The sequence below is a fragment of the Actinoplanes oryzae genome, from assembly GCF_030757795.1.
In the GTDB taxonomy this organism is placed as follows: Bacteria; Actinomycetota; Actinomycetes; order Mycobacteriales; family Micromonosporaceae; genus Actinoplanes.
This window is the reverse complement of sequence record NZ_JAUQWH010000117.1, coordinates 1-21,092: the sequence shown is the minus strand read 5'-3', so window position 1 is coordinate 21,092 and position 21,092 is coordinate 1. Positions and strand designations below refer to the sequence as shown.

Annotated in this window: 27 protein-coding genes; 13 read left to right on the top strand and 14 right to left on the bottom strand. The window is 72.3% G+C overall.

All coding sequences use genetic code 11. The features are described 5' to 3' along the window. Nucleotides 1–49: 49 nt before the first annotated feature. Nucleotides 50–886: an MBL fold metallo-hydrolase gene (locus RBH18_RS30335; protein WP_306213877.1), complete on the bottom strand. Its 837-nt coding sequence runs from the start codon at nucleotides 884–886 to the stop codon at nucleotides 50–52. Between the two features lie 83 nt (nucleotides 887–969). On the opposite strand from RBH18_RS30335, the gene RBH18_RS30330 reads away from it, so the two are divergent. Beyond that, complete coding sequence (locus tag RBH18_RS30330; RefSeq protein WP_306213876.1) at nucleotides 970–1,563, top strand: TetR family transcriptional regulator; 594 nt, start codon at nucleotides 970–972, stop codon at nucleotides 1,561–1,563. Here RBH18_RS30330 and RBH18_RS30325 read toward each other — a convergent pair. The 3 genes from RBH18_RS30325 to RBH18_RS30315 all read right to left on the bottom strand — a co-directional run bounded on the left by RBH18_RS30325 (nucleotide 1,556) and on the right by RBH18_RS30315 (nucleotide 2,855). Next, nucleotides 1,556–1,849 (bottom strand): hypothetical protein, encoded by a 294-nt coding sequence (locus RBH18_RS30325; RefSeq protein WP_372339014.1) that lies wholly within the window; start codon nucleotides 1,847–1,849, stop codon nucleotides 1,556–1,558. The two genes, RBH18_RS30330 and RBH18_RS30325, sit on opposite strands and share 8 nt — an antisense overlap. Nucleotides 1,850–1,929: 80 nt before the next feature. After that, nucleotides 1,930–2,241 carry a superoxide dismutase gene (locus tag RBH18_RS30320; RefSeq protein WP_306213875.1) on the bottom strand — a complete coding sequence of 104 codons (312 nt, stop codon included), beginning with the start codon at nucleotides 2,239–2,241 and terminating at the stop codon, nucleotides 1,930–1,932. Then, complete coding sequence (locus RBH18_RS30315; protein WP_456237643.1) at nucleotides 2,238–2,855, bottom strand: superoxide dismutase; 618 nt, start codon at nucleotides 2,853–2,855, stop codon at nucleotides 2,238–2,240. The genes RBH18_RS30320 and RBH18_RS30315 overlap by 4 nt, the downstream gene beginning before the upstream one ends. Before the next feature lie 176 nt (nucleotides 2,856–3,031). On the opposite strand from RBH18_RS30315, the gene RBH18_RS30310 reads away from it, so the two are divergent. After that, the gene (locus RBH18_RS30310) at nucleotides 3,032–4,273 is read left to right on the top strand and encodes an MFS transporter (RefSeq protein WP_306213873.1); all 1,242 of its coding nucleotides are present in this window, start codon (nucleotides 3,032–3,034) and stop codon (nucleotides 4,271–4,273) included. A gap of 26 nt (nucleotides 4,274–4,299) precedes the next feature. On the opposite strand, the gene RBH18_RS30305 is transcribed toward RBH18_RS30310, so the two are convergent. From RBH18_RS30305 to RBH18_RS30295, 3 genes are all read right to left on the bottom strand, one after another. Then, complete coding sequence (locus RBH18_RS30305; RefSeq protein WP_306213872.1) at nucleotides 4,300–4,824, bottom strand: tyrosine-type recombinase/integrase; 525 nt, start codon at nucleotides 4,822–4,824, stop codon at nucleotides 4,300–4,302. Between the two features lie 40 nt (nucleotides 4,825–4,864). Beyond that, nucleotides 4,865–5,992 carry a site-specific integrase gene (locus tag RBH18_RS30300; protein WP_306213871.1) on the bottom strand — a complete coding sequence of 376 codons (1,128 nt, stop codon included), beginning with the start codon at nucleotides 5,990–5,992 and terminating at the stop codon, nucleotides 4,865–4,867. A 120-nt stretch (nucleotides 5,993–6,112) separates the two neighbouring features. After that, the gene (locus RBH18_RS30295; RefSeq protein WP_306213870.1) at nucleotides 6,113–6,580 is read right to left on the bottom strand and encodes a CGNR zinc finger domain-containing protein; all 468 of its coding nucleotides are present in this window, start codon (nucleotides 6,578–6,580) and stop codon (nucleotides 6,113–6,115) included. A gap of 53 nt (nucleotides 6,581–6,633) precedes the next feature. On the opposite strand from RBH18_RS30295, the gene RBH18_RS30290 reads away from it, so the two are divergent. Beyond that, entirely contained in the window at nucleotides 6,634–8,172 is a 1,539-nt protein-coding gene (locus RBH18_RS30290; RefSeq protein WP_306213869.1) for an MFS transporter, read from the top strand. Here RBH18_RS30290 and RBH18_RS30285 read toward each other — a convergent pair. After that, entirely contained in the window at nucleotides 8,084–8,743 is a 660-nt protein-coding gene (locus RBH18_RS30285) for an alpha/beta fold hydrolase (protein ID WP_306213868.1), read from the bottom strand. The genes RBH18_RS30290 and RBH18_RS30285 overlap by 89 nt on opposite strands. Before the next feature lie 22 nt (nucleotides 8,744–8,765). Here RBH18_RS30285 and RBH18_RS30280 point away from each other — a divergent pair, with 22 nt between their 5' ends. Beyond that, the gene (locus tag RBH18_RS30280; protein WP_306213867.1) at nucleotides 8,766–9,488 is read left to right on the top strand and encodes a class I SAM-dependent methyltransferase; all 723 of its coding nucleotides are present in this window, start codon (nucleotides 8,766–8,768) and stop codon (nucleotides 9,486–9,488) included. On the opposite strand, the gene RBH18_RS30275 is transcribed toward RBH18_RS30280, so the two are convergent. Continuing rightward, nucleotides 9,455–9,847: a VOC family protein gene (locus tag RBH18_RS30275; RefSeq protein ID WP_306213866.1), complete on the bottom strand. Its 393-nt coding sequence runs from the start codon at nucleotides 9,845–9,847 to the stop codon at nucleotides 9,455–9,457. The two genes, RBH18_RS30280 and RBH18_RS30275, sit on opposite strands and share 34 nt — an antisense overlap. A gap of 68 nt (nucleotides 9,848–9,915) precedes the next feature. Between RBH18_RS30275 and RBH18_RS30270 the strand changes: the two genes are divergently transcribed. The 3 genes from RBH18_RS30270 (at nucleotide 9,916) to RBH18_RS30260 (ending at nucleotide 12,383) form a co-directional block, all read left to right on the top strand. Then, nucleotides 9,916–10,845, top strand: a complete 930-nt coding sequence (locus RBH18_RS30270; RefSeq protein WP_306213865.1) for a 5,10-methylenetetrahydrofolate reductase — start codon at nucleotides 9,916–9,918, stop codon at nucleotides 10,843–10,845. Continuing rightward, nucleotides 10,842–11,603 carry an SDR family NAD(P)-dependent oxidoreductase gene (locus tag RBH18_RS30265; protein ID WP_306213864.1) on the top strand — a complete coding sequence of 254 codons (762 nt, stop codon included), beginning with the start codon at nucleotides 10,842–10,844 and terminating at the stop codon, nucleotides 11,601–11,603. The genes RBH18_RS30270 and RBH18_RS30265 overlap by 4 nt, the downstream gene beginning before the upstream one ends. Nucleotides 11,604–11,867: 264 nt before the next feature. Continuing rightward, on the top strand, nucleotides 11,868–12,383 hold the full coding sequence (locus tag RBH18_RS30260; protein ID WP_306213863.1) for a hypothetical protein: 516 nt from the start codon (nucleotides 11,868–11,870) through the stop codon (nucleotides 12,381–12,383). A 68-nt stretch (nucleotides 12,384–12,451) separates the two neighbouring features. Here the strand turns inward: RBH18_RS30260 and RBH18_RS30255 are convergent, their stop codons facing one another. The 3 genes from RBH18_RS30255 to RBH18_RS30245 form a co-directional block, all read right to left on the bottom strand. Next, complete coding sequence (locus RBH18_RS30255; protein ID WP_306213862.1) at nucleotides 12,452–13,159, bottom strand: SAM-dependent methyltransferase; 708 nt, start codon at nucleotides 13,157–13,159, stop codon at nucleotides 12,452–12,454. An 85-nt stretch (nucleotides 13,160–13,244) separates the two neighbouring features. Further along, nucleotides 13,245–14,312, bottom strand: coding sequence for a hypothetical protein (locus RBH18_RS30250; protein WP_306213861.1), 1,068 nt, complete (start codon nucleotides 14,310–14,312; stop codon nucleotides 13,245–13,247). 203 nt (nucleotides 14,313–14,515) lie between these two features. After that, on the bottom strand, nucleotides 14,516–16,486 hold the full coding sequence (locus RBH18_RS30245) for an acyl-CoA dehydrogenase family protein (protein ID WP_306213860.1): 1,971 nt from the start codon (nucleotides 16,484–16,486) through the stop codon (nucleotides 14,516–14,518). Between the two features lie 137 nt (nucleotides 16,487–16,623). Here RBH18_RS30245 and RBH18_RS30240 point away from each other — a divergent pair, with 137 nt between their 5' ends. Next, nucleotides 16,624–16,992, top strand: a complete 369-nt coding sequence (locus RBH18_RS30240; protein WP_306213859.1) for a hypothetical protein — start codon at nucleotides 16,624–16,626, stop codon at nucleotides 16,990–16,992. Nucleotides 16,993–16,996: 4 nt separating this feature from the next. Beyond that, on the top strand, nucleotides 16,997–17,398 hold the full coding sequence (locus RBH18_RS30235; protein WP_306213858.1) for a GNAT family N-acetyltransferase: 402 nt from the start codon (nucleotides 16,997–16,999) through the stop codon (nucleotides 17,396–17,398). Here the strand turns inward: RBH18_RS30235 and RBH18_RS30230 are convergent. Next, nucleotides 17,386–17,886, bottom strand: a complete 501-nt coding sequence (locus RBH18_RS30230; RefSeq protein WP_306213857.1) for a pyridoxamine 5'-phosphate oxidase family protein — start codon at nucleotides 17,884–17,886, stop codon at nucleotides 17,386–17,388. The two genes, RBH18_RS30235 and RBH18_RS30230, sit on opposite strands and share 13 nt — an antisense overlap. A gap of 60 nt (nucleotides 17,887–17,946) precedes the next feature. Here RBH18_RS30230 and RBH18_RS30225 point away from each other — a divergent pair, with 60 nt between their 5' ends. After that, entirely contained in the window at nucleotides 17,947–18,819 is an 873-nt protein-coding gene (locus RBH18_RS30225; protein ID WP_306213856.1) for an alpha/beta fold hydrolase, read from the top strand. On the opposite strand, the gene RBH18_RS30220 is transcribed toward RBH18_RS30225, so the two are convergent. Then, entirely contained in the window at nucleotides 18,768–19,214 is a 447-nt protein-coding gene (locus RBH18_RS30220) for a ribosomal maturation YjgA family protein (RefSeq protein ID WP_306213855.1), read from the bottom strand. The genes RBH18_RS30225 and RBH18_RS30220 overlap by 52 nt on opposite strands. Before the next feature lie 25 nt (nucleotides 19,215–19,239). Between RBH18_RS30220 and RBH18_RS30215 the strand changes: the two genes are divergently transcribed. The 3 genes from RBH18_RS30215 to RBH18_RS30205 all read left to right on the top strand — a co-directional run. After that, a complete protein-coding gene (locus RBH18_RS30215) occupies nucleotides 19,240–19,986 on the top strand; it encodes a hypothetical protein (protein WP_306213854.1) in 747 nt (248 codons plus the stop codon). Nucleotides 19,987–20,110: 124 nt separating this feature from the next. Beyond that, nucleotides 20,111–20,668, top strand: a complete 558-nt coding sequence (locus RBH18_RS30210) for a hypothetical protein (RefSeq protein ID WP_306213853.1) — start codon at nucleotides 20,111–20,113, stop codon at nucleotides 20,666–20,668. Nucleotides 20,669–20,691: 23 nt separating this feature from the next. Next, a partial coding sequence (locus RBH18_RS30205) for a hypothetical protein (RefSeq protein ID WP_306213852.1) occupies nucleotides 20,692–21,092 on the top strand: 401 nt, incomplete at its 3' end.

Genomic DNA, 21,092 nt, shown 5'->3' with positions numbered 1-21,092 from the left:
ACCGGGTCGCTCAGCCGACCCTGCCGCTGCGGCCACCTCATCGGCTCGCTCAGCTGCGCGTCGCGTCCGCCCACGTGTCGGCCGGCGTGATGCGCCGGAACGACGGGTCGCTCAGGTGCGCCGCGGCGATGACGATGCCCTCGGCCTTGGCACGGGCGAAGAGGCGGGCGCGCGCCGCGGCGGCCTGGGACCGGTCGACGTCGGTCATGAAGTGGATGTCCCGGTCGGTCAGCTGACCGGGCAGCTCGATGAGATCCCCGGTGAACCACAGCTGCTCGCTCCCGGAGCTCAGCGCGATCACGACGTGCCCGGGCGTGTGCCCCGGCACGGGCAGGACGGTGACGCCGGGCACCACCTCGTGCTCCCCCGGCTCGTACGGGCGCAGCACGCCCGCCTTCTCCGCCGCCTGCATGATCACCCGCGTGGGGTCGTCCGCGGGCGCCGCGTCGACCAGCAGCGGCCAGTCGCCGGCGCCGTAGTGGACGGTCGCGTCCGGGAAGTGCGGCAGCCACCCGACATGGTCGAGGTGCAGGTGCGTGACGAAGATCCGGGTGATCTCCTCCGGCGCCACCCCGGCGGCGGCGAGTGCCGCGGGCAGGTCACCGGCCTTGGCCAGGTGCTGCGGCGGGTTACTGAGGGCGTTCGCCTCGGCCAGCTCGGGTGGGAACGGCAGGGTCAGCTCCCCCGCCCCGGCGTCGACCAGAAAGGTGCCGGCGGGGCCCTGGACCAGGTGGGCCCCGAGCCGGATCCGGTACGTCCCGGTGTCGTCGAGCAGCCCGGGGAACCGGCCGAAGTCGGCACCGGGATAGGCCGACGGCGGCAGGTGCGACGAGCCGTCGGTCAGCACGGTGACGGTGAACTCGCCGATGGTGATCTTCTCGGTCATGACCTACCAAACCTTCAGTAACTGACTTTGTGTCAGTGGATGACAGAATGACAGTGACCGACTGTACCGCTAGGCTGGCGTCCGTGGAAGAGGCACCGAAGGGCGTCCGGGCGCGGATGCGCGAAGCGATACGCGCCGATCTCACGGCCGCCGCCATGCGCTCGATCGAGGAGGTGGGCTTCGCCGCCACCACCGCCGCGGCGATCGCGGCCGCCGTGGGGGTGTCCGAGCGCACGTTCTTCCGCTACTTCCCGACCAAGGAGGACGCGGTCTTACAGCCGATCGAGGCCCTCGGCCCGACGATCGCCGAGGAGCTGCGCCGCCGCCCCGAGCGGGAGACGCCGCTGGAAGCCCTGCGGGCGGCGTTCGAGCCGGCCGTCACGGCGGTCGCCGCCGAGCCCGCGACCATGGCCACGGTGATGCGGCTCAACCGGTCCGAGCCAGCTTTGCGACGGCGCCACCTGCAGCAGCAGGACCTGTGGACCGCCACGCTGGCCGAGGCCCTCGCCGAGCGCCTCGGCCTGCCCGCGGACTCGCCCACGGCCCGGATGCACTCCGCGGTCATGCTGCTGGCCTGGGAGAAAGCGCTGGTGAGCTGCTACGGGCGCGACGACTTCGGGCGAGCCGGGGCGGAGCTGGACACCGCGCTCGGGGAGCTGCGCGCGCTCCTCACGTGACCAGGCCGTCGAGGAGGATGAGGAGCCCGATGCCGATGAGGACGACGGGCAGGACGATGTGGCCCCAGCGGCTGAGCAGCCGGGCGATCGCGGGGCGGGTGGCGAAGAAGCGGCCCGCCGCCACCCACACGGCGACCAGGGCGAGGAAGACGATCGCGTAGACGGCCGTGCCGCCGGCCCCGGCAACGGCGAGGATGCCCGCGAAGCCGAGGTACTGGCCGGCCAGGATCCGCCGCCACGCGCCACCCCGCCCGCCGCCGCGGGCCCCGCTGCGGGCGAAGAACAAAGCCAGGATCAGGATGTCGTGGATGCACAGTTGACTGCAGTAAGCATGGCAAGCGGATCCGCGAACTGCTCAGTCTTGGCTCACTGCGGTCCGGTGATGGCAGCATCGGCCATGAGCAGACTCAGTTCTTGAATCAGCTCGTCCATGCTCTGGCCGGTCTGAGCGCGCACCAATGCAAGGGGCAGTTCGGCGAGCAGGCAGAAACCGCGGGCTTGGGCGCGCGGGTCGCCCATCGCTTCGAGAAGTTGCTCGGCGCCGGCGAAGTCGCCACGGTGTTTGGCGGCCACGACGCCTGCGGCTTGCTGGGAGCCGCGGAAGACCGGCCCGGGGTCCGCGTTCACGGGAGTGCCGGACCCCGCGTTGTCGTCGTGCTCCGGGCCGGCGCCGGTCACGGGGCGAGGATGATCGGGTTGCCAGCGGCGCGGGCAGCGTTGAACCGTTTGGTCACGTCGGCCCAGTTGACCAGGCTCCAGAGGCGGTCGACGTAGTCCGGGCGGACGTTCTTGTACTGCAGGTAGTAGGCGTGTTCCCAGGCGTCGAAGACCAGGACGGGCGTGGAGCCCTGGCCGACGTTGCCGTGGTGGTCATAGACCTGTTCGACGATCCGGCGCTGCGACAGCGGCTCCCATGCGAGGACGCCCCAGCCGGAGCCCTGCACGCCCTTGGTGGCGGTGGATAGCTGGGCCGCGAACGCTTCGAACGAGCCGAAATGCTCGATGATCGCGGCCTTGAGGTCGCCGTCGGGGCGGTCGGCGCTGGCGCCGGGGCGCAGATTGTTCCAGAAGATCGAGTGCAGGACGTGCCCGGAGTGGGTGAACGCCAGGGTCTTCTCCAGACCGACCAGCGCGGAGTAGTCGCCCTTGTCGCGGGCCTCGGCGAGTTGGTCGAGGGTGTCGTTGCTGCCCTTGACGTACGCGGCGTGGTGCTTGCTGTGGTGCAGCTCCAGGATCTGGCCGGACATGGCCGGTTCGAGGGCGCCGAACTCGTAGGGCATGTCGGGAAGCATATATATCGCCATGCTGCCTAGGATTCTCTATTGCAATATTTTTGCAACTACAGAATCATGACCTGGAGGCGGGAGTGTTACGTGGCCGTGACCCGCCAGCCTCAGACGGTGAAGGCGTTCCAGCCCGCGATGATCCAGCTGCTGGAGCGCCTTTCCGTGTCCCGGAGACCAGTCGATTGGGGGCGCACGTGCGTTTGATCCCAGCAACCGGGCCACAACGCCTGCTGGCCGCGTCCAACCTTGTCTTCACCCTCGGCAGCGGCCTCTACCTGACCGCCGGGGTCCTCTACTTCACCGAGGCGATGCATCTGCCCGTCGCTCAGGTCGGTGCCGGGTTCGCGATCGCTGGCGCGGTCGCTCTCGGGCTCAGCGTCGGGGGCGGGTATCTCGCCGACCGGCTCGGCGCCCGCGGCGTCTACACGGGCATGCTGCTGGTTCAGTCGGCGGCGACAGCGGCGTTCGTGCTCGCCGACCGGTTCTGGCCGTTCGTGATCGTGGTAGCGGTCGCGACTGCGGCGAAGTCGGCGGGAACCGCCGCCCGCAGTCCGCTGATCCGGGCGTACGGCGGCGAGCGGCCGCAGGAGTTCCGTGCCTTCCTACGGTCGATCACCAATGTCGGTGTCTCGGTCGGCGCGGTGTTCGCCGGTTGGGCTGTGCAGGTCGGGACCTCTACGGCGTACCACCTTATGGTCGTGGGAATGACGCTGTTCACCGTGGCGTCCGCAGTCTTCATACTGCTGCTGCCCGCCGTCGATCCCACACCGGTGGCGGCCGGACCGCGCTGGTCCGCTCTGCGGGATTGGCCCTACCTGTTACTCACCGGTCTCGACGGGCTGATGGCGATCCAGTTCAAGGTGCTCACCGTCGCCCTGCCGTTGTGGGTGGTGCAGCGAACCGATGCCCCGCACGGGATCATCTCGGCGACCATGGTCACCGCCACCCTCATCGTGGTGCTCTTCCAAGTACGCGCCAGCCGCGGCATCGACTCCCCCGCCGCCGGCGGCCGCGCCTACCGGCGGGCCGGTGCGGCGTTCCTGATCGCGGCGGCAGTGTTGCCACTCAGCGCCTACCTGCCCGGGTGGGCGGCCGCGATGCTGCTGATCGCTGCCGTCGTCGTCCACACGATCGGCGAACTGTGGCATGCCGCGGCCGGTTTCGAGGTGTCGTTCGCGCTCGCGCCCGAGCATGCCACCGGCCAGTACCTGGGTGTCTTCGGCCTGGGTGCGGGACTCGCCGAGACCGTCGGGCCGGGCTTGCTGATCGGCCTGTGCATCACCTGGGGCACACCCGGCTGGTACGCCCTAGGAATGATGTTCCTGCTGACCGGTCTCGCCGTGCCTGTCGCGGTGCGCTGGGCAGCTCAGACCGGCCGGATGAGCCAGCCCGTCACGCTTTACGGAGCAGACCCTCACACGTAGGAGCTGAGGTCCGGCGGGTCGTCGGCTCAGCTGTCGTCGGTCGCCGGCCGATATCCCTCCGCTGGCCGCCGCTGGCGTCGGCGGGCGAGGAACGCCTGGTAGTGGCGGGTGACATCGTCGTCTAACACAGCGACATAGTCCCGGGTGACCTGCAGATTGAGGTGGCGGAGCAGCGCGGCGCCGATGTGGATCGGCAGGCCGTTGTTGATCAGGCCGGTGGCGAACAGCCGGCGGAAGTCGTGCGAGGTGAAATGCAGCCCGCGGAAAGCCGGGTCGATTTCGCCTATGATCTCGCAGCGGCGGCGGATCGTGTTGAGGACCGTGCCGGTGCTGACAACCATGCGCAGCCTGCCGTTGCGGCGCCGGAACAGGTGCGGCAGCGGGGCTGTCCACTGCCGTTCGTGCCCGTCGTAGCGCGGCAGCGCCAGGACGGGCCCGTGCGTGGTCAGGCGCCGGATGAGTACGGCGATGATGTGGAACAGCTCGGCCGACATGGGGATGACGCGTTCCCGGTTGGTCTTCGACGGCGCGATGACCAGCAGCGCGATCACTTCGCCGTTGGCGCGCTGGTACTGCCGCACGCTCAGGTGGTCAGTTCGACCAGTTCCTCGACGCGGACCCCGGTATGCCACAGCACTCGACGTATGCCCAGCGCCGCTTCTGCCTCGGCGAGTCCAGCTGGGACCCCAAGCCCGTGCCGGCGATGTCGACGATCCTGGAGAGCGGGGCGCGCGACAGCTCGCCGAACGGCCGTGGGGCGACCTTCGCCACGCCCGGTTTCGGATCGATCCGGTTGACGGCGAAGCGGGATCCACGGGTCGGCCGCTCGGCGGCGGCCCGTGCCTCGGGGGGCCGCCGGTCGTCGACCGCCGGCATCCCGTCAGCGTCGAGATACCGCGCGAGATAGAGAAACGCCTCCGGGCTCGCCGGGAGCGCCTGGCGCAGCCGGGTGCCCTTCGACACGACATAGATCTTCAGCCCGCCCCAGTCGACGTCACCGAGCTGGGCGCCGAGCAACTCGTTGGCCCGCGCCCCGCTCGAGACATAACACAGCAGCACCGCCCGATCTCGATCGCAGGTCATCACCGCGAACAGCTCATCCCACCGCGCGTCCGTCAGCGCTCGCGGAGCAACATCGGCGACCCGCTGCCGCAGCCGAGCTCGGCGGAAGACAGCCCGCGCCTCGACCGGACTGCGATGCCCCAGCGCGCGGCGCCGCTGCCGGGAACTCGGTACCGGATTCACGACCGGGCCACGACCGAGATGACCATGGAAGGAGTAGAAACCGTGCACCGCACTGAGCGCGTGGTTGATCGTCCGCGGCGCGTACCCGGCCGCCAACGCGGGCTTGCCCGTCCGCAGATTCAGCATCCCCGCCGGCGTGCCCCCGGATCGTCGCCGTTCCCGCTGCGGATTCACAGCCGTCCGCATCCAGCCGACCATGACGTCAGCCTCGGACTGCGTCGACTGCTCCCAAACCACATCGAGCGCCCACAGCACCCGGAACCAGCGCAGCAGGTCGAAGCCGTAACCGCGACACGTCAACGGACTCATGTCGCTCAACGCGAGATCCCGCAGGTACCGCGTCACCGGCTCCAGCTCGGCGCCCGACTCATCGACCACCACGTACGGCGGCAAGGTGCCTCGGCCTGGCTCGACCGATCCGACCCGCGGCAGATCGGTTCGGCCATTCATCAGCCGCTCTCGCAGCTCCTCCATACGAAACGTCCCCTTCTCCCACCAGGGAAACGAGGCGAACTCACCTTGAGCTACCAGTTCCTGGTGCAGAGAAGTTCGTAACGGCGGAGAGGCCCGCCGCCTGGCCGATGACGCCGGGGCTCACGACTCGCGCCGGCGCCTGCGGAAGGCGGCCACCCGCGAGCGGGTCTGGCAGGTCGTCGAGCAGAAGCGGCGGTGCCCGCCGGGCGAGACGTCGACGTAGACGTCGGCGCATCGGTCGTCCGCGCACACGCCGAGGCGGCCGGGGTCGGCTGCCAGCTGCTCGCGCAGGGCGAGGGCGGCCGAGGCGAGCAGGGCGGACGCCGGATCGTCCACCGCCCACGCCGCGGCGCCGGCAACGGGCCGTACGCGGGTCTCGGCGAGCATGTCGCTGATCAGCCGGGCCCGCTCGGCGTCGTCCGGGGCGGCGAAGACGGCATGCAGGCGGTCGGCGACGGCGACGGGACCAGGGCCGGGACCGAGGCCGAGGCGCGCCGGGGCCGCCCGAGCGCCCACTTCCCGGGGCAGCGTGCCCCAGTCGTTGACGAGCGCGACCAGCTCGGCCACGGGCTGCACACCGACGTCCACTGCCCCAGCGTAACGCATTGAACCCTCCCTACACGTTGCGGTAACGTGCTGAAATGGAGCTTCGCGTTACAGAGACCAGGGCATGGACCGGGCTGGCCGTGCTCGTGCTGCCCTGCTTCCTCGTCTCGATGGACGGCAACGTGCTCAACCTGGCCCTCCCCGCGATCACGGCCGACCTGCGCCCGAGCGGCGCCGAGCTGCTGTGGATCGCCGACGGCTACGTGTTCCTGGTGGCCGGGGCGCTGCTCGCGATGGGCGCGCTCGGCGACCGGATCGGCAGGCGCCGGCTGTTGCTCGCCGGAGCCGCCCTGTTCACTTGCGCATCGCTGGGGGCGGCCTGCGCGCGTACCCCCGGTCAGTTGATCCTCGCCCGGGTGCTGATGGGGCTGGCCGGAGCCTCGCTCATGCCCTCGACGCTCGCCCTCATCCGCGGCCTGTTCCCCGACGGACGGCAGCGCACGACGGCGCTCGGGGCATGGACCGCCAGCTTCTCCCTCGGCGGCCTGCTCGGACCATTGATCGGTGGCGTGCTGCTGACCCGCTTCTGGTGGGGTGCGGTGTTCCTGATCGCCGTGCCCGCCACGCTGCTGCTGCTCCTCGTGGGGCCGCGGCTGCTGCCCGAGATCCGCGATCCGCACCCGCCCGGCTTCGATCTCCTCGGCGCCGCGCAGAGCCTGGCGGCCGTGCTGCTCACCGTGTACGGCGTCAAACACGCGGCGGCGGGTGGCGGGTTGCCGCAGGCGGGCGGCGCGATCGTGGCGGGGGTCCTGCTGGGCACTGCTTTCGTACGCCGCCAGCGCCGCCTGCCCCGCCCCATGATCGACCCGGCCCTCCTCCGGGGCCGCCCCGTCCGGATCGCGCTGATCAGCAGCGCGGTGATCTTCTTCGCCCTCTACGGCACCCAGGTGGCGCAGGCGCAGCATCTCCAGACGGCCCTCGGCCTGGATCCCCTGCGAGCGGCCCTCTGGACCGTCCCGTCCGTCGTCGCCTACTTCGCGGGCACCCTCCTCGCCCCGAGGCTGGTCCCGCAGTTGCGCGCCATCCGGGTGTCACTGGCCGTGGCAGCCGCCGGATGTGCCCTCGTGACGCTGATCGTGACGGACGTCGTCCCGGACCTGGCAGCGATCGTGCTCGGCTCGGCGGTGTTCGGCCTGGGGCTCGCCCCCGTCTACACGCTGTCCACCGACATCGTCGTCACGCACGCTCCGGCCTCGCAAGCGGGCGTGGCGGGCGCGGTCGCCGAGAGCAGCGCCGAACTCGGCGGCGCGCTGGGCATCGCCCTGCTCGGCGCCCTGGGCGTGGCGGTGCACGGATCCTCGGGCGCCGCGTCCGGCCACGCCTACGCCACGATCTCCGGCGCGGCCGCCCTGATCGTCGCCGCCGCGCTGCTCGCCGTCACGCTCCTCGCCCGCGGGCACGCCGCGCGAGGCCAGGGCATCTCGCCCGCGGGCACGCCGCGAGGCCGGGGCTTCTCACCTGCGAGCGCGCCGGGACGGCCGGGCGTCAAGCTGACACTGTCAGGAACTCGCCGAGCGCCGCAAGGAACTCCTCCGGCCGGTCGCGGTGGACGTGATGGCCGGCGTCGAGGGTGACCAGGCGCGCGTCGGGCATGCGGGCCACCGTCTCGGCCAGCAGGTGCTGCGGGATCGTGCTCGTCGCGCCGCCGATGACCAGGGTGGGGACCTTGATGGTCGCCATGTCGTCCCACCAGGCCGGGTCGGGGTCGTTGATCTGGGCCCGGATGGCGTTGACCGCGGCGAAGTCGAAGGGGGTCGGCTCGGCCGGCGGCGGGAGCGGGGGCCGGGGCAGGGCGCCCGGGCGGGGCGCCGTCACGTCCTCCAGCACGAGGCGGGTGACCAGCTGCGGGGCCGCCTCGGCGACCAGGATCGCCACGGTGCCGCCCATCGAGTGGCCGACCAGCACGCAGCGCTCGATGCCCCGGCGCGCCAGGAAGGCCATGACGTCGTCGCGCATCAGCTCGAACGAATAATCCGCCGGGTGCGGGCTGTCGCCGTGGCCGCGCAGATCCACCGCGTACGTCAGGAAGGTCTTCGCCAGGGCAGCCTGCACCAGCGCCCAGTCGCTCGCCGCGTCGCCGAGGCCGTGCAGCAGCACCAGGGGCGGCGCCTCGGGGTCGCCCGCGACGCGAAAGGAAAGGTCCACATCGCCACCTTAGACTCGGGGTGTGACATCCGCGTCGGCGCGAGTCAGCAACGAGCGGCCGTTCTACCGGCGGCACGCGGACGCGTACGACGAGCTGGTCACCGATTCCGTCGAGTCCTGGGTGGCGGCCGTCCACAGCAGAGTGTCGCCGCGGGCCCGTCTGCTCGACGCCGGGTGCGGGACGGGCCGGCACGCGGCGGCCTTCGCGGCGCTGGGGCATCGGGTGGAGCTGGCGGACGCGTCGCCCGCGCTGCTGGCACAGGCGGCGCGGCGGTGCCCGGGGGCGCGTACCCATCTGGTCGATCTGTGCTCCGCTAGGCTGGCCGGTTTTGACGCGGTGACCTGCCGGGGCGTGCTCAACGACATGATCACCGACGCCGAGCGCGCGGCGGCCGTCGGCGCGCTCGCGGCGGCGCTGCGGCCGGGCGGGGCGCTCTTCCTCGACGTACGCGAGGAGGGCGCGGCGCGGCGGCGTGCGGACGGCACCGAGCACACGCGTACGGCCGGGGCGCTCACCTTCACCAGCCGCACCACGTGGCGGGACGGCCTGCTGCACGTCGCCGAGCGCTACGGTGACGTGCCCTACGAGTTCCGGATGCGCCCGTGGCCGGTGACGGAGCTCACCGAGCGGCTCGCCGCGGCCGGACTGCGCGTCGCCGAGCTCGGCCCGGGCGTCGGCCGGCGCACCCCGGACCGGCTGTTCGTGGTGGCCTACTCGTCGCCGACCAGGATGCAGAACGGGTGACCGGCCGGGTCGGCCAGCACGTAGAGCGGTTCCTCCTCGTCGCCGGTCCGGTCGGTGAGCACGGTCGCGCCCAGCTCCTCCGCCCGGCGCCGCTGGCGCTCCAGCTCGTCGATGCCGGGCACCCGCAGGTCGAGGTGCAGCTGTTTGGTGGCCATCGTCGCCCGCTCCAGCTCGGGAACCTGCTGAAACGCCAGCACCCGCCGCCCCTGCCCGTCGACCAGCACGAGCCAGTCCGCGGCGGCCGGGGGCTCGTCGCCGGGCCGGTAGTGCACGCCGAGCAGCTCGCGGTAGAACTCGGCCAGCGCGCGGGCGTCGGTGGTGTCGATCGCGGTGTGCATCAGCACCGGGAACGTCGGCACGGCACCTCCTGGGGAGTGGGGGCAACGGCACCGACAGTACGGGCCCGGCCGCTCGGTAAGGTCGTGGCGTGGCTGAAGGAGATGATGTGGTCAAGGTGCTGGCGTCCGCGGAGGGTGAGGCGCTGCTGCTCGGGCTGACGCCGCCGCGCGAGAGCGTCTCGGCGGAGGAGGCCGCGCGGATCGCCGAGGTGACGCTGAGCCGGCTCGAGGGGCTGGAGCTCGACGGGCTGGTGCTCTACGACATCGACGACGAGGGCGACCGCAACCCGGAGCAGCGGCCGTTCCCCTACCTGCCGACCATGGACCCCGCCGTCTTCTACGCCGAGCACCTGTCCGCGTGGCAGCGTCCGGCGGTCATCTACCGGTGCGTCGGCAAGTACGAGCCCGGGCACCTGTCGCAGTGGCTGAGCAGCGTCGACAGCGACCGGGTCATGAGCGTCTTCGTCGGCGCGTCGTCGGCCGCCAAGCCCGTGCGGACGCGCCTGGCCGAGGCGCAGGAGCTGCGCGATCGCGTACGCCCGGAGCTCTCCCTGGGCAGCGTCGCCATCACCGAGCGCTACTCCCGCCGGGGCGACGAGCACCTGCGCATGATCGCGAAGCAGGAGCGCGGCACGTCGTTCTTCATCACCCAGATCGTGTACGACGTCGACGCCACCAAGAGCCTGCTCTCCGACTACTACTACGCGTGCGCCGAGCGGGGCATCAGCCCGCGCCGGGTCGTGTTCACGCTGTCGGTGTGCGGCTCGATGAAGACGCTGTCGTTCCTGCACTGGCTGGGCGTCGACGTGCCCCGCTGGCTGGAGAACTCGCTGCGCCACTCCCCCGACCCGCTGACCGAGTCGCTGGACCAGTGCCTGGTCAACGCGCAGGACCTGGCCGGCTTCTGCCGCCGCCTGGGCATGCCGTTCGGCTTCAACGTCGAGAGCGTGTCCATCCGCAAGGCGGAGATCGACGCGTCCGTGCACCTGGCCAAGAGCATCCGGACCCTCCTGCGATGAGCCGCGTGCTGGTCACCGGCGCCTCCCGGGGCATCGGGCGGGCCGTCGCCGTCGCCTTCGCCGCGCGCGGGGACCAGGTGGCCGTGCACTACGCCAGCGCCCGGGCGGACGCCGAGGAGACCCTGTCCCGGCTCGCCGGCGCCGGCCACACCCTGGTCGGCGGCGACGTCGGCGACCCGGGCGCGGCCGCCGGCATCGTGGCGACCGCGGTCGAGGCGCTCGGCGGCGTCGACGTGCTCGTCAACAACGCCGCCGTGGCGCCCGGCGACGACACGCTGCACCGCGTCGCCGAGGTCGGCTACGAGGAATGGCAGCGGATCTGGCGCCGCATGCTCGACGTCGACCTGCTCGGTGCGGCCAACCTCACGTGGTGCGTCGCCCGGCACCTCATCGAGCGCGGCGCACCCGGCAGCATCGTCAACGTCGGGTCGCGGGGCGCCTTCCGGGGTGAGCCGGACTTCCCGGCGTACGGGGCGGCCAAGGCGGGGTTGCACGCCTTCGGCCAGTCGATGGCCGTGGCGCTCGCCCCGCACCGCATCTCCGTCACGTCGGTGGCGCCGGGCTTCATCGGCACCGAGCGGCAGAACGAGAAGCTGGCCGGCCCCGGCGGCGACGCGGTACTGGCGCAGAGCCCATTCGGCCGGGTGGGCACGCCGGAGGAGGTCGCGGCGGCGGTGCTGTACCTCAGCTCGCCCGAGGCCCTGTGGTCGTCCGGCACGGTCCTCGACCTGAACGGCGCCTCCTACCTGCGGACCTGACGGCTCCTGCGATCCCGCGGCCGCGCGTTTCCGCGACCGAGCGACGGCGCGGCCGAGCGACGGTGCGGCCGAGCGATTGCGGCCGTCCCATCCCGCGGCCGCGCGTTTCCGCGACCGCGATTGCGCAGCCCTGCGATCCCGCGCGCAGCTGGGGCGCACGCCCACGGCCGACGAAGGCCACGCGATTCCGCGGCTCGGAATGGGTAAGAATCGGGCTGCGCCGCCGATGGGAACGCCGGACCGTCACCCGGCGAAGGAGCGACCGTGACCCTGGCCATCGCAGTCGAGGAACGCGACCGCTTCGCGGAGCTCGCCCACAACCCGCACTTCCCGCAGGTCGTGGCCGCCAACCGCCTCTACCTGACCGCCGCCGTCGCCGACGCCCTGGCCACCGAGCGCCGCCACTGGGCGCTGAGCTGCCTGCCCGATCCCGCCCGCTACTCGACGCTGTCGATGGCCGGGCAGGAGACCTTCGCCGTGTTCCAGCCGGTGCCCGGGGCGTCCCTCGAGGCGCAGGTGTTCGTGTCGCGGAGCGTGCTCGAGGCCACCCCGGCGGGCTTCGACCTGCCCGGCCTCGAGGTGCAGCCGTCCCCCTACGCCGCCGGCGGCTCCGATCAGGTCGCGGTGCGCGGCAGCTGGCAGCTGCTCGCCCCGGCCCTGGCGAGCACGCCGCTGCGCACGGCCGCCCGCGACTTCGCCCAGCGCCTGCTGCCCTCCCGGACCCGCTACGCGAGCACCCACGACCCCCGCCTCGCCGACCGGGTGCTCGGCCGCGGCTGAGGCCTGCCACCCGCCTCCCAGAGCCCACGGTAGGGCTCCGGGAGGTGGGCACGGAAGGTGCGGCAGGCTCAGCGCCGCTTCAGGGCGAAGACACCCCAGCCCAGGTACGGCCGCTGGTAGCGGACGTAGTCGAGCGGCGCCGTGTCGAGCTCGGCGCGGAACTGCGGCGCCAGCTCGTCGTGCGGGTTCTCGTCGAGCCAGGTGCGGACGGTCATCCACTGGGCGGCCACGTACCTGTCCCAGCTGTCCTCGTCGGCCAGCACCATCTCGACCAGGTCCCAGCCGATCCGGCCGAACAGCGCCACGAGGCCGGGCAGATCCTCGAACTCGCCCAGCTGCGGGGCCTCCGCCGGCGGCTGCGACCGCCAGAACGGCTCGCCGATCAGCAGCAGGCCGCCCGGGCGCAGGCTGCGCTCGAGCAGGGCGACGGTGCCCTCGACGCCGCCGCCGATCCAGGTCGCGCCGATGCACGCGGCGACGTCGACCGGGGTGTCCGCCACGTAGGTGCTCGCGTCGGCGTGCACGAAGCTCAGCTCGGGCGCCCGGCGCCGGGCGGCGGTCAGGAACGGCGTGCTGATGTCGACGCCGGTGCCGGTGACGCCGTGGTCGCGGCTCCACTGGTACAACATCTCGCCGCTGCCGCACGCCAGGTCGAGCACGGTCATGCCCGGGCGCAGCCGGATGGCCTCGCCGAGCACGGCGAACTTCTCCGGGGTGAACGGGTCGTGGATGCGGTGGTCGCGCTCGCGGATGACGAAACTACGGTCTAGCTCCATGCCGGAAGATCCTCACGTCACGAGAAGGGAACAAGAGCTTCGAAGACGTGACCGACGTGGGCATACAACCACCTCCGCAAGGAGGCTACCGGGGACGCAGCGCCCGCTTCACCTTGTTTTTGACCCGGGTCGACAGGGCGGCCGGCTGCGGCTGGCTCAACGCGTCGGCGTGGCCCAGCAACCCGATGATCGTCTCGACGGCGGCGTCGAGCACCTGCTCCTGGCTCAGCTCGTCGGGCGTGGGCAGCGGGGCGACGCCGGCGGGGCGCAGCTCCTCCAGGTCGCCCGCGACCTGACAGGCGTACTCGTCGAGCTCTTTGATCTGCTCCTCGGCCAGGTCGAGCACCCAGCCGGTGCGGTCCACGCCGACCCCGAAGCGGGTCTGGTCGTCCTGCCGGCGCAGGACCGCGTTGACCAGGTGCTTCTGGACCACCTTCTGGTACGGCGCCCGGTGCGGGTAGCGGTCGCCCAGCGCCTGGTTCACCCGGCGCAGCACCTCGACCTGCGCGGAGCCCAGCGACTCGTTGGCGGTGGGCGGCGGCAGCTCGCACACGCCGTCGGCGATCCCGAACACCCCGGCGAACCGGCGCCACAGCACGCCCGGCGCCGTGCCCGCCGGCGGCACCGTGACGAGGTGACGCTGCTCCGGCGGGACGAGGTCACCCCACTTGCGCAGCATCCGTACGGGCGTGTGCATCTCCCAGAACGTCTCGAACTCGCCCCGCTCGACCATCCCGACGAACGTCTCGAACCGCCACGACTGCCGCGACCGCACACTCTGCTGCCAGAACGACGGGAAGGTGCGCCACAGGTCCCGCCCCGCCACGACCACGTGCACCTCGGCCGGCGCGAAGCTCGCCACGGCCCGGGCCGCCTGCGCGGGCGTCGCCCCGCCCAGCGCCTCGTTGCTGACGATCACCTCGCCGGGCCACTCCCGGGCCTCCCCGGCGAGCCGGTCCCACGTCCAGGTCGCGGCCGGGTCCCGCCACGGCACCTCGCGCAGGTCGGTCATGGCCTGGTCCTGCGCCGTCGCGCTGCCCGGCAGCAACATCCCCGTACGCGCCAGCGCCTCCCGGTTGCGCCACAGCACGTTCTGCACGAAGGTGCTCCCGGTCTTGGGCGCCCCGACATGCACGAACACGCGCCGCGCCAATGCGATCTCCCCGGGCCGACGAAAAGTTGACCACCACGGTCGCATATCAACGACTTGTCACAAACTCCTGTCGCCGGTGTTCACGCATTCTTCACCGGCCACGTGCACAACCCGCCGACGCCCAGCCGGGCATCGGCACGAGCCCGGATGCAGGCCGGCCAGGGCGGCGGCGGGGACAGGCCCGGCGGGTGCGGGGACAGACCCTAAGCGGGAGCGACCTCCAGGTTCGTCGCCGTCGCGGCGGCCCCGGGGGCGTCGTGGGCGGCCATCACGTCCTGGCGGGCGGCCTCCTCGCGCAGGATCGCCGCGTCGAGCCACTCGTCCGGGATGCCGAAGCCGTCGACCAGCGTGCGCAGGTGCGGCCGGAGCTGCTGGAGCAGGTCGTTGACCTTGGCGGTGACGGCCTTGGAGCGGGCCGGGGTGAGGCGCTGGTGCTCCAGGAACCAGCCCTTGTCGGCCTCGATGACGCTGAGGGCGTACAGGTCGCAGACCTTGCTGAGCAGCGGCACGCCGGGCGCCCGGTCGACGGCCGCGACGAAGGCCTCCAGCACGACCCGGTCGATGTGGGCCGAGGCCGCCTTGAGCACGTGGTCCTGCACGTCGTTGAAGGCCGCGAACCCCGACCCCTTGCGCAGCCGCCGGATGGCGCCCTCGAGCAGGTGCTTCTCCCGGTCCTCGAACATCCGGACGTGCCAGCCGCGGTCGGTCAGCGCGACGTCCTCGTCGCGGCCGGGCACGGCGCTGACCAGGCGCTGGATGAGGGCCCGGGCGGCCGTGCGCTCCAGGACCAGGGACCGGACCTGCTCCGCGACGAAGGTGGCCCGCCCCCAGCCGTCGAGCGAGCCGAACGCGTCGCGGTAGCCGGTGAGCAGCCCCTTGGCCACCAGCTGCAGCAGGACGGTGTTGTCGCCCTCGAAGGTGGTGAAGACGTCGGTGTCCGCCTTCAGCCCGGGCAGCCTGTTCTCGGCGAGATAGCCCGCTCCGCCGCAGGCTTCGCGACAGGCCTGGATGGTACGGGTGGCATGCCACGTCTGCGCCGCCTTGAGCCCGGCCGCCCGCGACTCGAGCTCGCGCTGGCGATGGTCCTCGGGAGGAGAGTCGGAGGTCTGCACCTCGTGCAGCGCCGTGACCAGCTCCTCCTGGGCGAAGTGCAGCGCGTACGTCGTCGCGAGCGGCACGAGCAGCGCCCGCTGATGCGCCAGATAGTCGTTGAGCACCACCTCGCGGTCCTGTCCCGGCGCGGTGAACTGCCGCCGTGCCTCGCCGTAGCGCACGGCGATCGTCAGGGCGCTCTTGGCCGCGCTGGACGCCGACCCGCCGACCACGACCCGGCCGCGGACCAGGGTGCCGAGCATCGTGAAGAAGCGCCGGGTGTCGTTGGCGATCGAGCTGGTGTACGTGCCGTCGGGCGCCACCTGCCCGTACCGGTCGAGCAGCACCTCCCGCGGGACGCGCACGTGCGTGAAGCTGAGCCGCCCGTTGTCGACCCCGAGCAGCCCGGCCTTGTGCCCGTCGTCGCCGATCGTGACGCCCGGCAGCGGCGTGCCGTCCTCGTCGCGGATCGGGACCAGCCAGGCGTGGACGCCGTACCGCTTGCCCTGGGTGATCAATTGCGCGAAGACCACGGCCATGCGCCCGTCCCTGGCCGCGTTGCCGATGTAGTCCTTGCGCGCGGCCTCGTGCGGCGTGTGCAGGTCGAACGTCTCGGTCTCGGGGTCGTAGACGCAGGTCGTGCGCAGCTGCTGCACGTCGGACCCGTGACCGGTCTCGGTCATCGCGAAGCAGCCGAGCAGCTCCGCGTCGAGGATCCGCCGCAGGTACGCCGCGTGGTGCCGCTCGGTGCCCAGCGCCGTCACGGCCCCGCCGAACAGGCCCCACTGCACGCCCGCCTTCACCATCAGCGAGAGGTCGATGTGCGCCAGCATCTCGGCCGAGACGACCGACGCGCCCGGGTCGGAGCTCCCGCCGTACTCGGAGGGGAAGCCGGCGGCGACGCCGGGGTCGGTGGGCAGCTCCCGCAGCAACCGGGTGATCCGCTCGCGGGCCTGCTCGAGGCTCTCGCCCTGCACGGTGACGAAGTGTGACCCGCCGAGCTGCTCCCGCGCCGCCCGCCGCACGTGGGCCCAGCGCCCGTCGAGCACCTCTTGCAACCGCTGACCATCGCTGTCCGCCATGCCCCCATGTTACCCGCCAGTAGCGATCATGCCTGCCGGGATCGCGGACACTCCCGTGGAGGCAGGTTCACCCGGCGCGGGGATGTCGGTCGCGCGGTGGCGTGGCGGGGGCGGGCGGTCGCTTACGCTCGGATCGCATGAGAGTGCAGTGTGCATTGGCGGCGGCGGTGACGGCCGTCGTGGTGGTGCTCGGGGGTGCGGCCCCGGCGTCCGCGGACGGGGGCCGGCAGGCGAACGAGTCGATGTGCCGGGCGCCCTATCTGTATCCGCCGTTCACGCGCACCTGCACGACCGGCGAGGTCAAGGTCACCCGCGCGCATCGGATCACCATCTGGACGCGGGTCTGCGACGACAGCCCGTGGCGGCTGTGGGACGTTGCCAGCAAGCGGGTCGTGGCCTCCGGGTCCGGCGACACCCGGCAGGTGGTGACCGGGCTGTACGGCACGTACCGGGCGAAGCTCACCAACGCCTGCTGGCGCGATCGGATCGGCATCCGCAACTATTGAGCCCATGATCGGCATCCGGCAGTTCGTGGCGTCCGACTACGACGCCGTGGTGGCGGTGTGGGAGGCGGCGGGCCGCGAGGTCGTGCCCCGCGCGGAGCTCACCCGCGTCCCCGGGCTCTCCGTCGTGGCCGAGCGGGACGGCGCCGTGGTGGGCGTGGTCATGGGCACCTGGGACGGCCGGCGCGGCTGGATCCTGCGCCTGGCGGTGCATCCCGGGCACCGGCGGCAGGGCATCGCCGCCGCGCTGGTGGACGAGCTGGAGGACCGTTTCCGGGCGATCGGCTGCCCGCGCGTCAACCTGCTGGTCCTGCCCGACAACGAGGCCGGGCTCGCGTTCTGGCGGGCGCGGGGCTATCTGCCGATGCCCGACGTGCTGTGCACGAAGGCGCTGGCTCAGAACGTGTAGCGCGTCTGCGAGTACGGCCCCTTGGTGAACGCCAGGACCTTGACCGGGCGCAGGCCGTAGACGACCGCCTCGTTGCCGTGCTCGGGATCGACGAACTTGCCGTCACGGGCCTCGAAGACCCAGTCCAATCGGGTACGCCACAGGCCCGTCAGCTCGCGCAGCACGGTCATGTCCGGCTCCGGCGCCGCCGAGCCCTCCAGCACCACGTCGACGCCGGCGCGGTAGGTGTTCGTCCCCGTGGTGAGCACGCAGCGGGGCTCGGCGGCCAGGTTGATCGCCTTCTGCTCCCGCGCGCCGGTGCAGAAGTAGGCACGGCCGCGCAGCCACATGGCGGGCAGCGGGGCGACGTGCGGGCGCCCGTCCCGGCGTACTGTCGACAGCCAGAACATCTCCGCCGCCGTCAGCACCCGCTCGGCCTCGCTCCACGGCAGTGCGGGGGCGCCGGGCTCGCTGAAGGGCGCGACGAGCGTCGCGGTGGGTGCGGTCATCTGCACAGGTCTACCGGACGGGCACGGTTGGCGCTGCCCCGTGCGGAGAACGGGGACGGCATGTTCGACGGTTTCATCCTGGAGCACCGCGACGTCGGGGAGGCCACGCTGCGGGTGCGCCACGGCGGTTCGGGCTCGCCGGTGCTGTTGCTGCACGGCCATCCGCGTACCCATGTGACCTGGCATCGCGTCGCTCCCCTGCTGGCGGCGCGGCACACGGTGGTCTGTCCCGACCTGCGCGGCTACGGCCAGTCGTCCAAGCCGGACACGACCGCCGGCCACGAGCCCTACTCGAAGCGGGCGATGGCGCGGGACATGGTGGCGCTGATGCGCTCGCTGGGCCACGAGCGCTTCGCCGTGGTCGGGCACGACCGCGGCGCGTACGTGGCCCAGCGCACCGCCCTCGATCACGCACGGCACGTCACCCGTCTGGGGGTGCTCGACGCGGTGCCGATCGGTGACGCGCTCCGGCTCGCCGACGCCCGGTTCGCCGCCGCGTGGTGGCACTGGTTCTTCCTCGGCCAGACCGCCAAGCCCGCGGAACGGGTGATCAACGCCGACCCGGACGCCTGGTACCGCGCCACCGACGAGCACATGGGCGCCGAGGCCTTCGCCGACTTCCGCGCGGCGATCCACGATCCGCGCACGGTCCACGCGATGTGCGAGGACTACCGCGCGGGGCTGGGAGCCGACCGCGCGGCCGACGATGCAGACCGGGCGGCCGGGCGGCGCATCGGCTGCCCGGTCCTGTTCTGCTGGTCGGCCCGCGACGACCTGCGGGATCTGTACGACGACCCGGCCGCCATCTGGCGCACCTGGGCGGCCGACGTCACCGCCCGCGAGATCGACTCGGGTCACCACATGGCCGAGGAGGCACCCGATCAGCTCGCCGCCGTGCTGCTCGACTGGCTCGCAGGACGCGCCCTGAGCTGACGGAGACGTCTCCGCACAGCTGCGTGCAGGAGCACGGGGGGCACGATGCCGGCCGCGTACCAGAGCAGATCGCCCGCGTCGAAGGCCACACCCAGCGCCAGCCGGGCCAGCACGCTGCGCGCCGACAACTCGGCCGGCACGCCCGTGAGCTGGAAGAACTCGACGGCCCAGCAGAAGGCGAGCGCCAGGGCGCCGGCGGCCGGCGGACGCCGGCCGGGAGACAGGACGAACACTCCGGCGTAGACCATCGCCGCGTACAGGGCCGTGCCGGAATATTGGGCGAGGGCGCCGGAGCTGTCGAGCACGCTGGTGTGCGACGCCACCCGGATGCCCAGGGCCACGACCAGGACGGCGACGACGGCGAGGAGCGCCAGGCCCCGTTCCTTGATCCGCACGCCACGACGATAGAGGGGCGACACCATGTTCACGGCCGAGGAACGCGACCGGCTCCGGGCACGCCTGCTCGCGCGCGCCGAGGCGGATCCCGCGATCACCGGCGCGGCCTGGACCGGGTCGCTGGCCACCGGCGGCGGCGACCGCTGGTCGGACACGGACCTGGTCCTGTCCGTACGCGACGACGTGGCGGCCGTCACCGACGCATGGACCCGGTGGCTCGCCGCCGAGTTCGATGTCCGGCACCACTGGGACCTGACCGTCGGCGCCGGCGTGGTCCGCGTGTTCCTGCTGCGAGGCTGGCTCGAGGTCGACCTGACCTTCGCGCCCGAGGACGAGTTCGGGGCGCGTGGGCACCGGTGGCGCACCCTCGTCGGCCGGGCGCGGACCCTCGACCCGTGGCCCGCCCCGGACCCGGCCCACCTCACCGGCCTGCTCTGGCATCACGCCCTGCATGCCTGGATCAGGCTCGGCCGCGGCCACCGGTGGCAGGCCGAGCACTGGATCAGCGCGATGCGCGACCACGTGATCACGCTCGCCTGCGTGCGGCTCGGGCTGCCGTCCGCGTACGCCAAAGGGGCCCACCTCCTCCCGCCGGAGCTGCACGAGTCCCTCGCCGCCACGCTGGTCCGCGACCTCACCGAGCCCGAGCTGCGCCGCGCCCTCGACGCGACGCTCGCCCTGGTCACCGCGGAGCTGACGCACGCCGACCCGGACGCGGCCCGGCGGCTGGGCCCGATGCTGGCGGAGCTGGCGGGCGGCTCCGCCCGCTGAGGCACGACGGCCCGCACGGTGATCAACTGTCCCCCGGCTGGTCCGGGAGACAGATAGATCTTGCCCGGGACAGCTGCCCTCGCGACGGTCGGTGCAGGTAACCGACCACCGAGGAGGAGACGCCGTGCAAGTCACTCGCCGGCTGCTGGCCGCGGCCGCGGCCGCTCTCATGTCCATCCTGGTGTCCGTCGCGGTCGCATCCCCGGCCCGCGCGGACACCGAATTCGCCCATGTGTGCGGCAACCCGTCGACCGTCTACGGCGATGTCCGCGCCGGCTTGTGCGCCGATGTCTCCTGGGTGACGCTGGCCAGCGGCAAGCGCACCCTCCTGGCGAAGGCGGAGGCGTTCTGCCAGCAGGCCAGCGCCCCGCACGGCAACAGGCAGTGCGACGGCATCGTCGTCGGCGCGGACATGTACCGGCGCGGGCCGACCCAGTCGACGTGGACCCTGGAGACGCACGGGTTCAACGACAGCTGCGGCAGCCTCAGCGAGTCCTCCTACTACCCGTGCCCGTACGGCCGCTGGCTCGCCTACGACCAGGGCGGCCACGGCTGGCTCGACTCCGCGTGCGTCTACTTCCGGGCCGGCGCCCGCGCTTCCATCAAGCTGGCCGCCGGCGGCCCGACCATCTCCGGCATCCGCCTGTACGCCGAGTGGCACACCCCCGCCTGTTCCGCCTGACCCCCTGCCGAGAGGACACCCCCATGAAGAAGCTCACCTGGCTCGCGGCCGCCCTGGCCACCATGGCCGGCCTGCTGCTCGCCCCGGCCGCCCCCGCCGCGGCGACGCCGTCCACGCCCGACTACGGCGTGAAGGTCATCAAGGACGGCGCGGCGACCTACGGCTCCGCGCACGTCCAGTGGATCTCGGGCCAGCAATGGGACATCGCCGTCAACGACTCCCGCTACGACGGCCGCAACGTCTGCGTCCGGATCCAGCCCTCCGAAGCGGCGGCGATCGACTACTGCGACACCAACGGCTCGGGCAACACCGCCGTGCATTACCGCATCTACTACCCGTGGTACCAGGCGAAGGTCTGCGTCGGCTCGGGCGGCGGCTGGGCGGCCTTCTGCGAGTCCTACATCACCCGCTCGATCTACGACTA

Bases quoted from the DNA above. Each gene is read 5' to 3' on its own strand.
- RBH18_RS30230 (WP_306213857.1), bottom strand. From the start codon at position 17,886: ATGACCGCACCCACCGCGACGCTCGTCGCGCCCTTCAGCGAGCCCGGC.
- RBH18_RS30215 (WP_306213854.1), top strand. From the start codon at position 19,240: ATGTTCACGGCCGAGGAACGCGACCGGCTCCGGGCACGCCTGCTCGCG.
- RBH18_RS30315 (WP_456237643.1), bottom strand. From the start codon at position 2,855: ATGCTTCCCGACATGCCCTACGAGTTCGGCGCCCTCGAACCGGCCATG.
- RBH18_RS30225 (WP_306213856.1), top strand. From the start codon at position 17,947: ATGTTCGACGGTTTCATCCTGGAGCACCGCGACGTCGGGGAGGCCACG.
- RBH18_RS30335 (WP_306213877.1), bottom strand. From the start codon at position 886: ATGACCGAGAAGATCACCATCGGCGAGTTCACCGTCACCGTGCTGACC.
- RBH18_RS30265 (WP_306213864.1), top strand. From the start codon at position 10,842: ATGAGCCGCGTGCTGGTCACCGGCGCCTCCCGGGGCATCGGGCGGGCC.
- RBH18_RS30290 (WP_306213869.1), top strand. From the start codon at position 6,634: ATGGAGCTTCGCGTTACAGAGACCAGGGCATGGACCGGGCTGGCCGTG.
- RBH18_RS30240 (WP_306213859.1), top strand. From the start codon at position 16,624: ATGAGAGTGCAGTGTGCATTGGCGGCGGCGGTGACGGCCGTCGTGGTG.
- RBH18_RS30245 (WP_306213860.1), bottom strand. From the start codon at position 16,486: ATGGCGGACAGCGATGGTCAGCGGTTGCAAGAGGTGCTCGACGGGCGC.
- RBH18_RS30300 (WP_306213871.1), bottom strand. From the start codon at position 5,992: ATGGAGGAGCTGCGAGAGCGGCTGATGAATGGCCGAACCGATCTGCCG.
- RBH18_RS30255 (WP_306213862.1), bottom strand. From the start codon at position 13,159: ATGGAGCTAGACCGTAGTTTCGTCATCCGCGAGCGCGACCACCGCATC.
- RBH18_RS30235 (WP_306213858.1), top strand. From the start codon at position 16,997: ATGATCGGCATCCGGCAGTTCGTGGCGTCCGACTACGACGCCGTGGTG.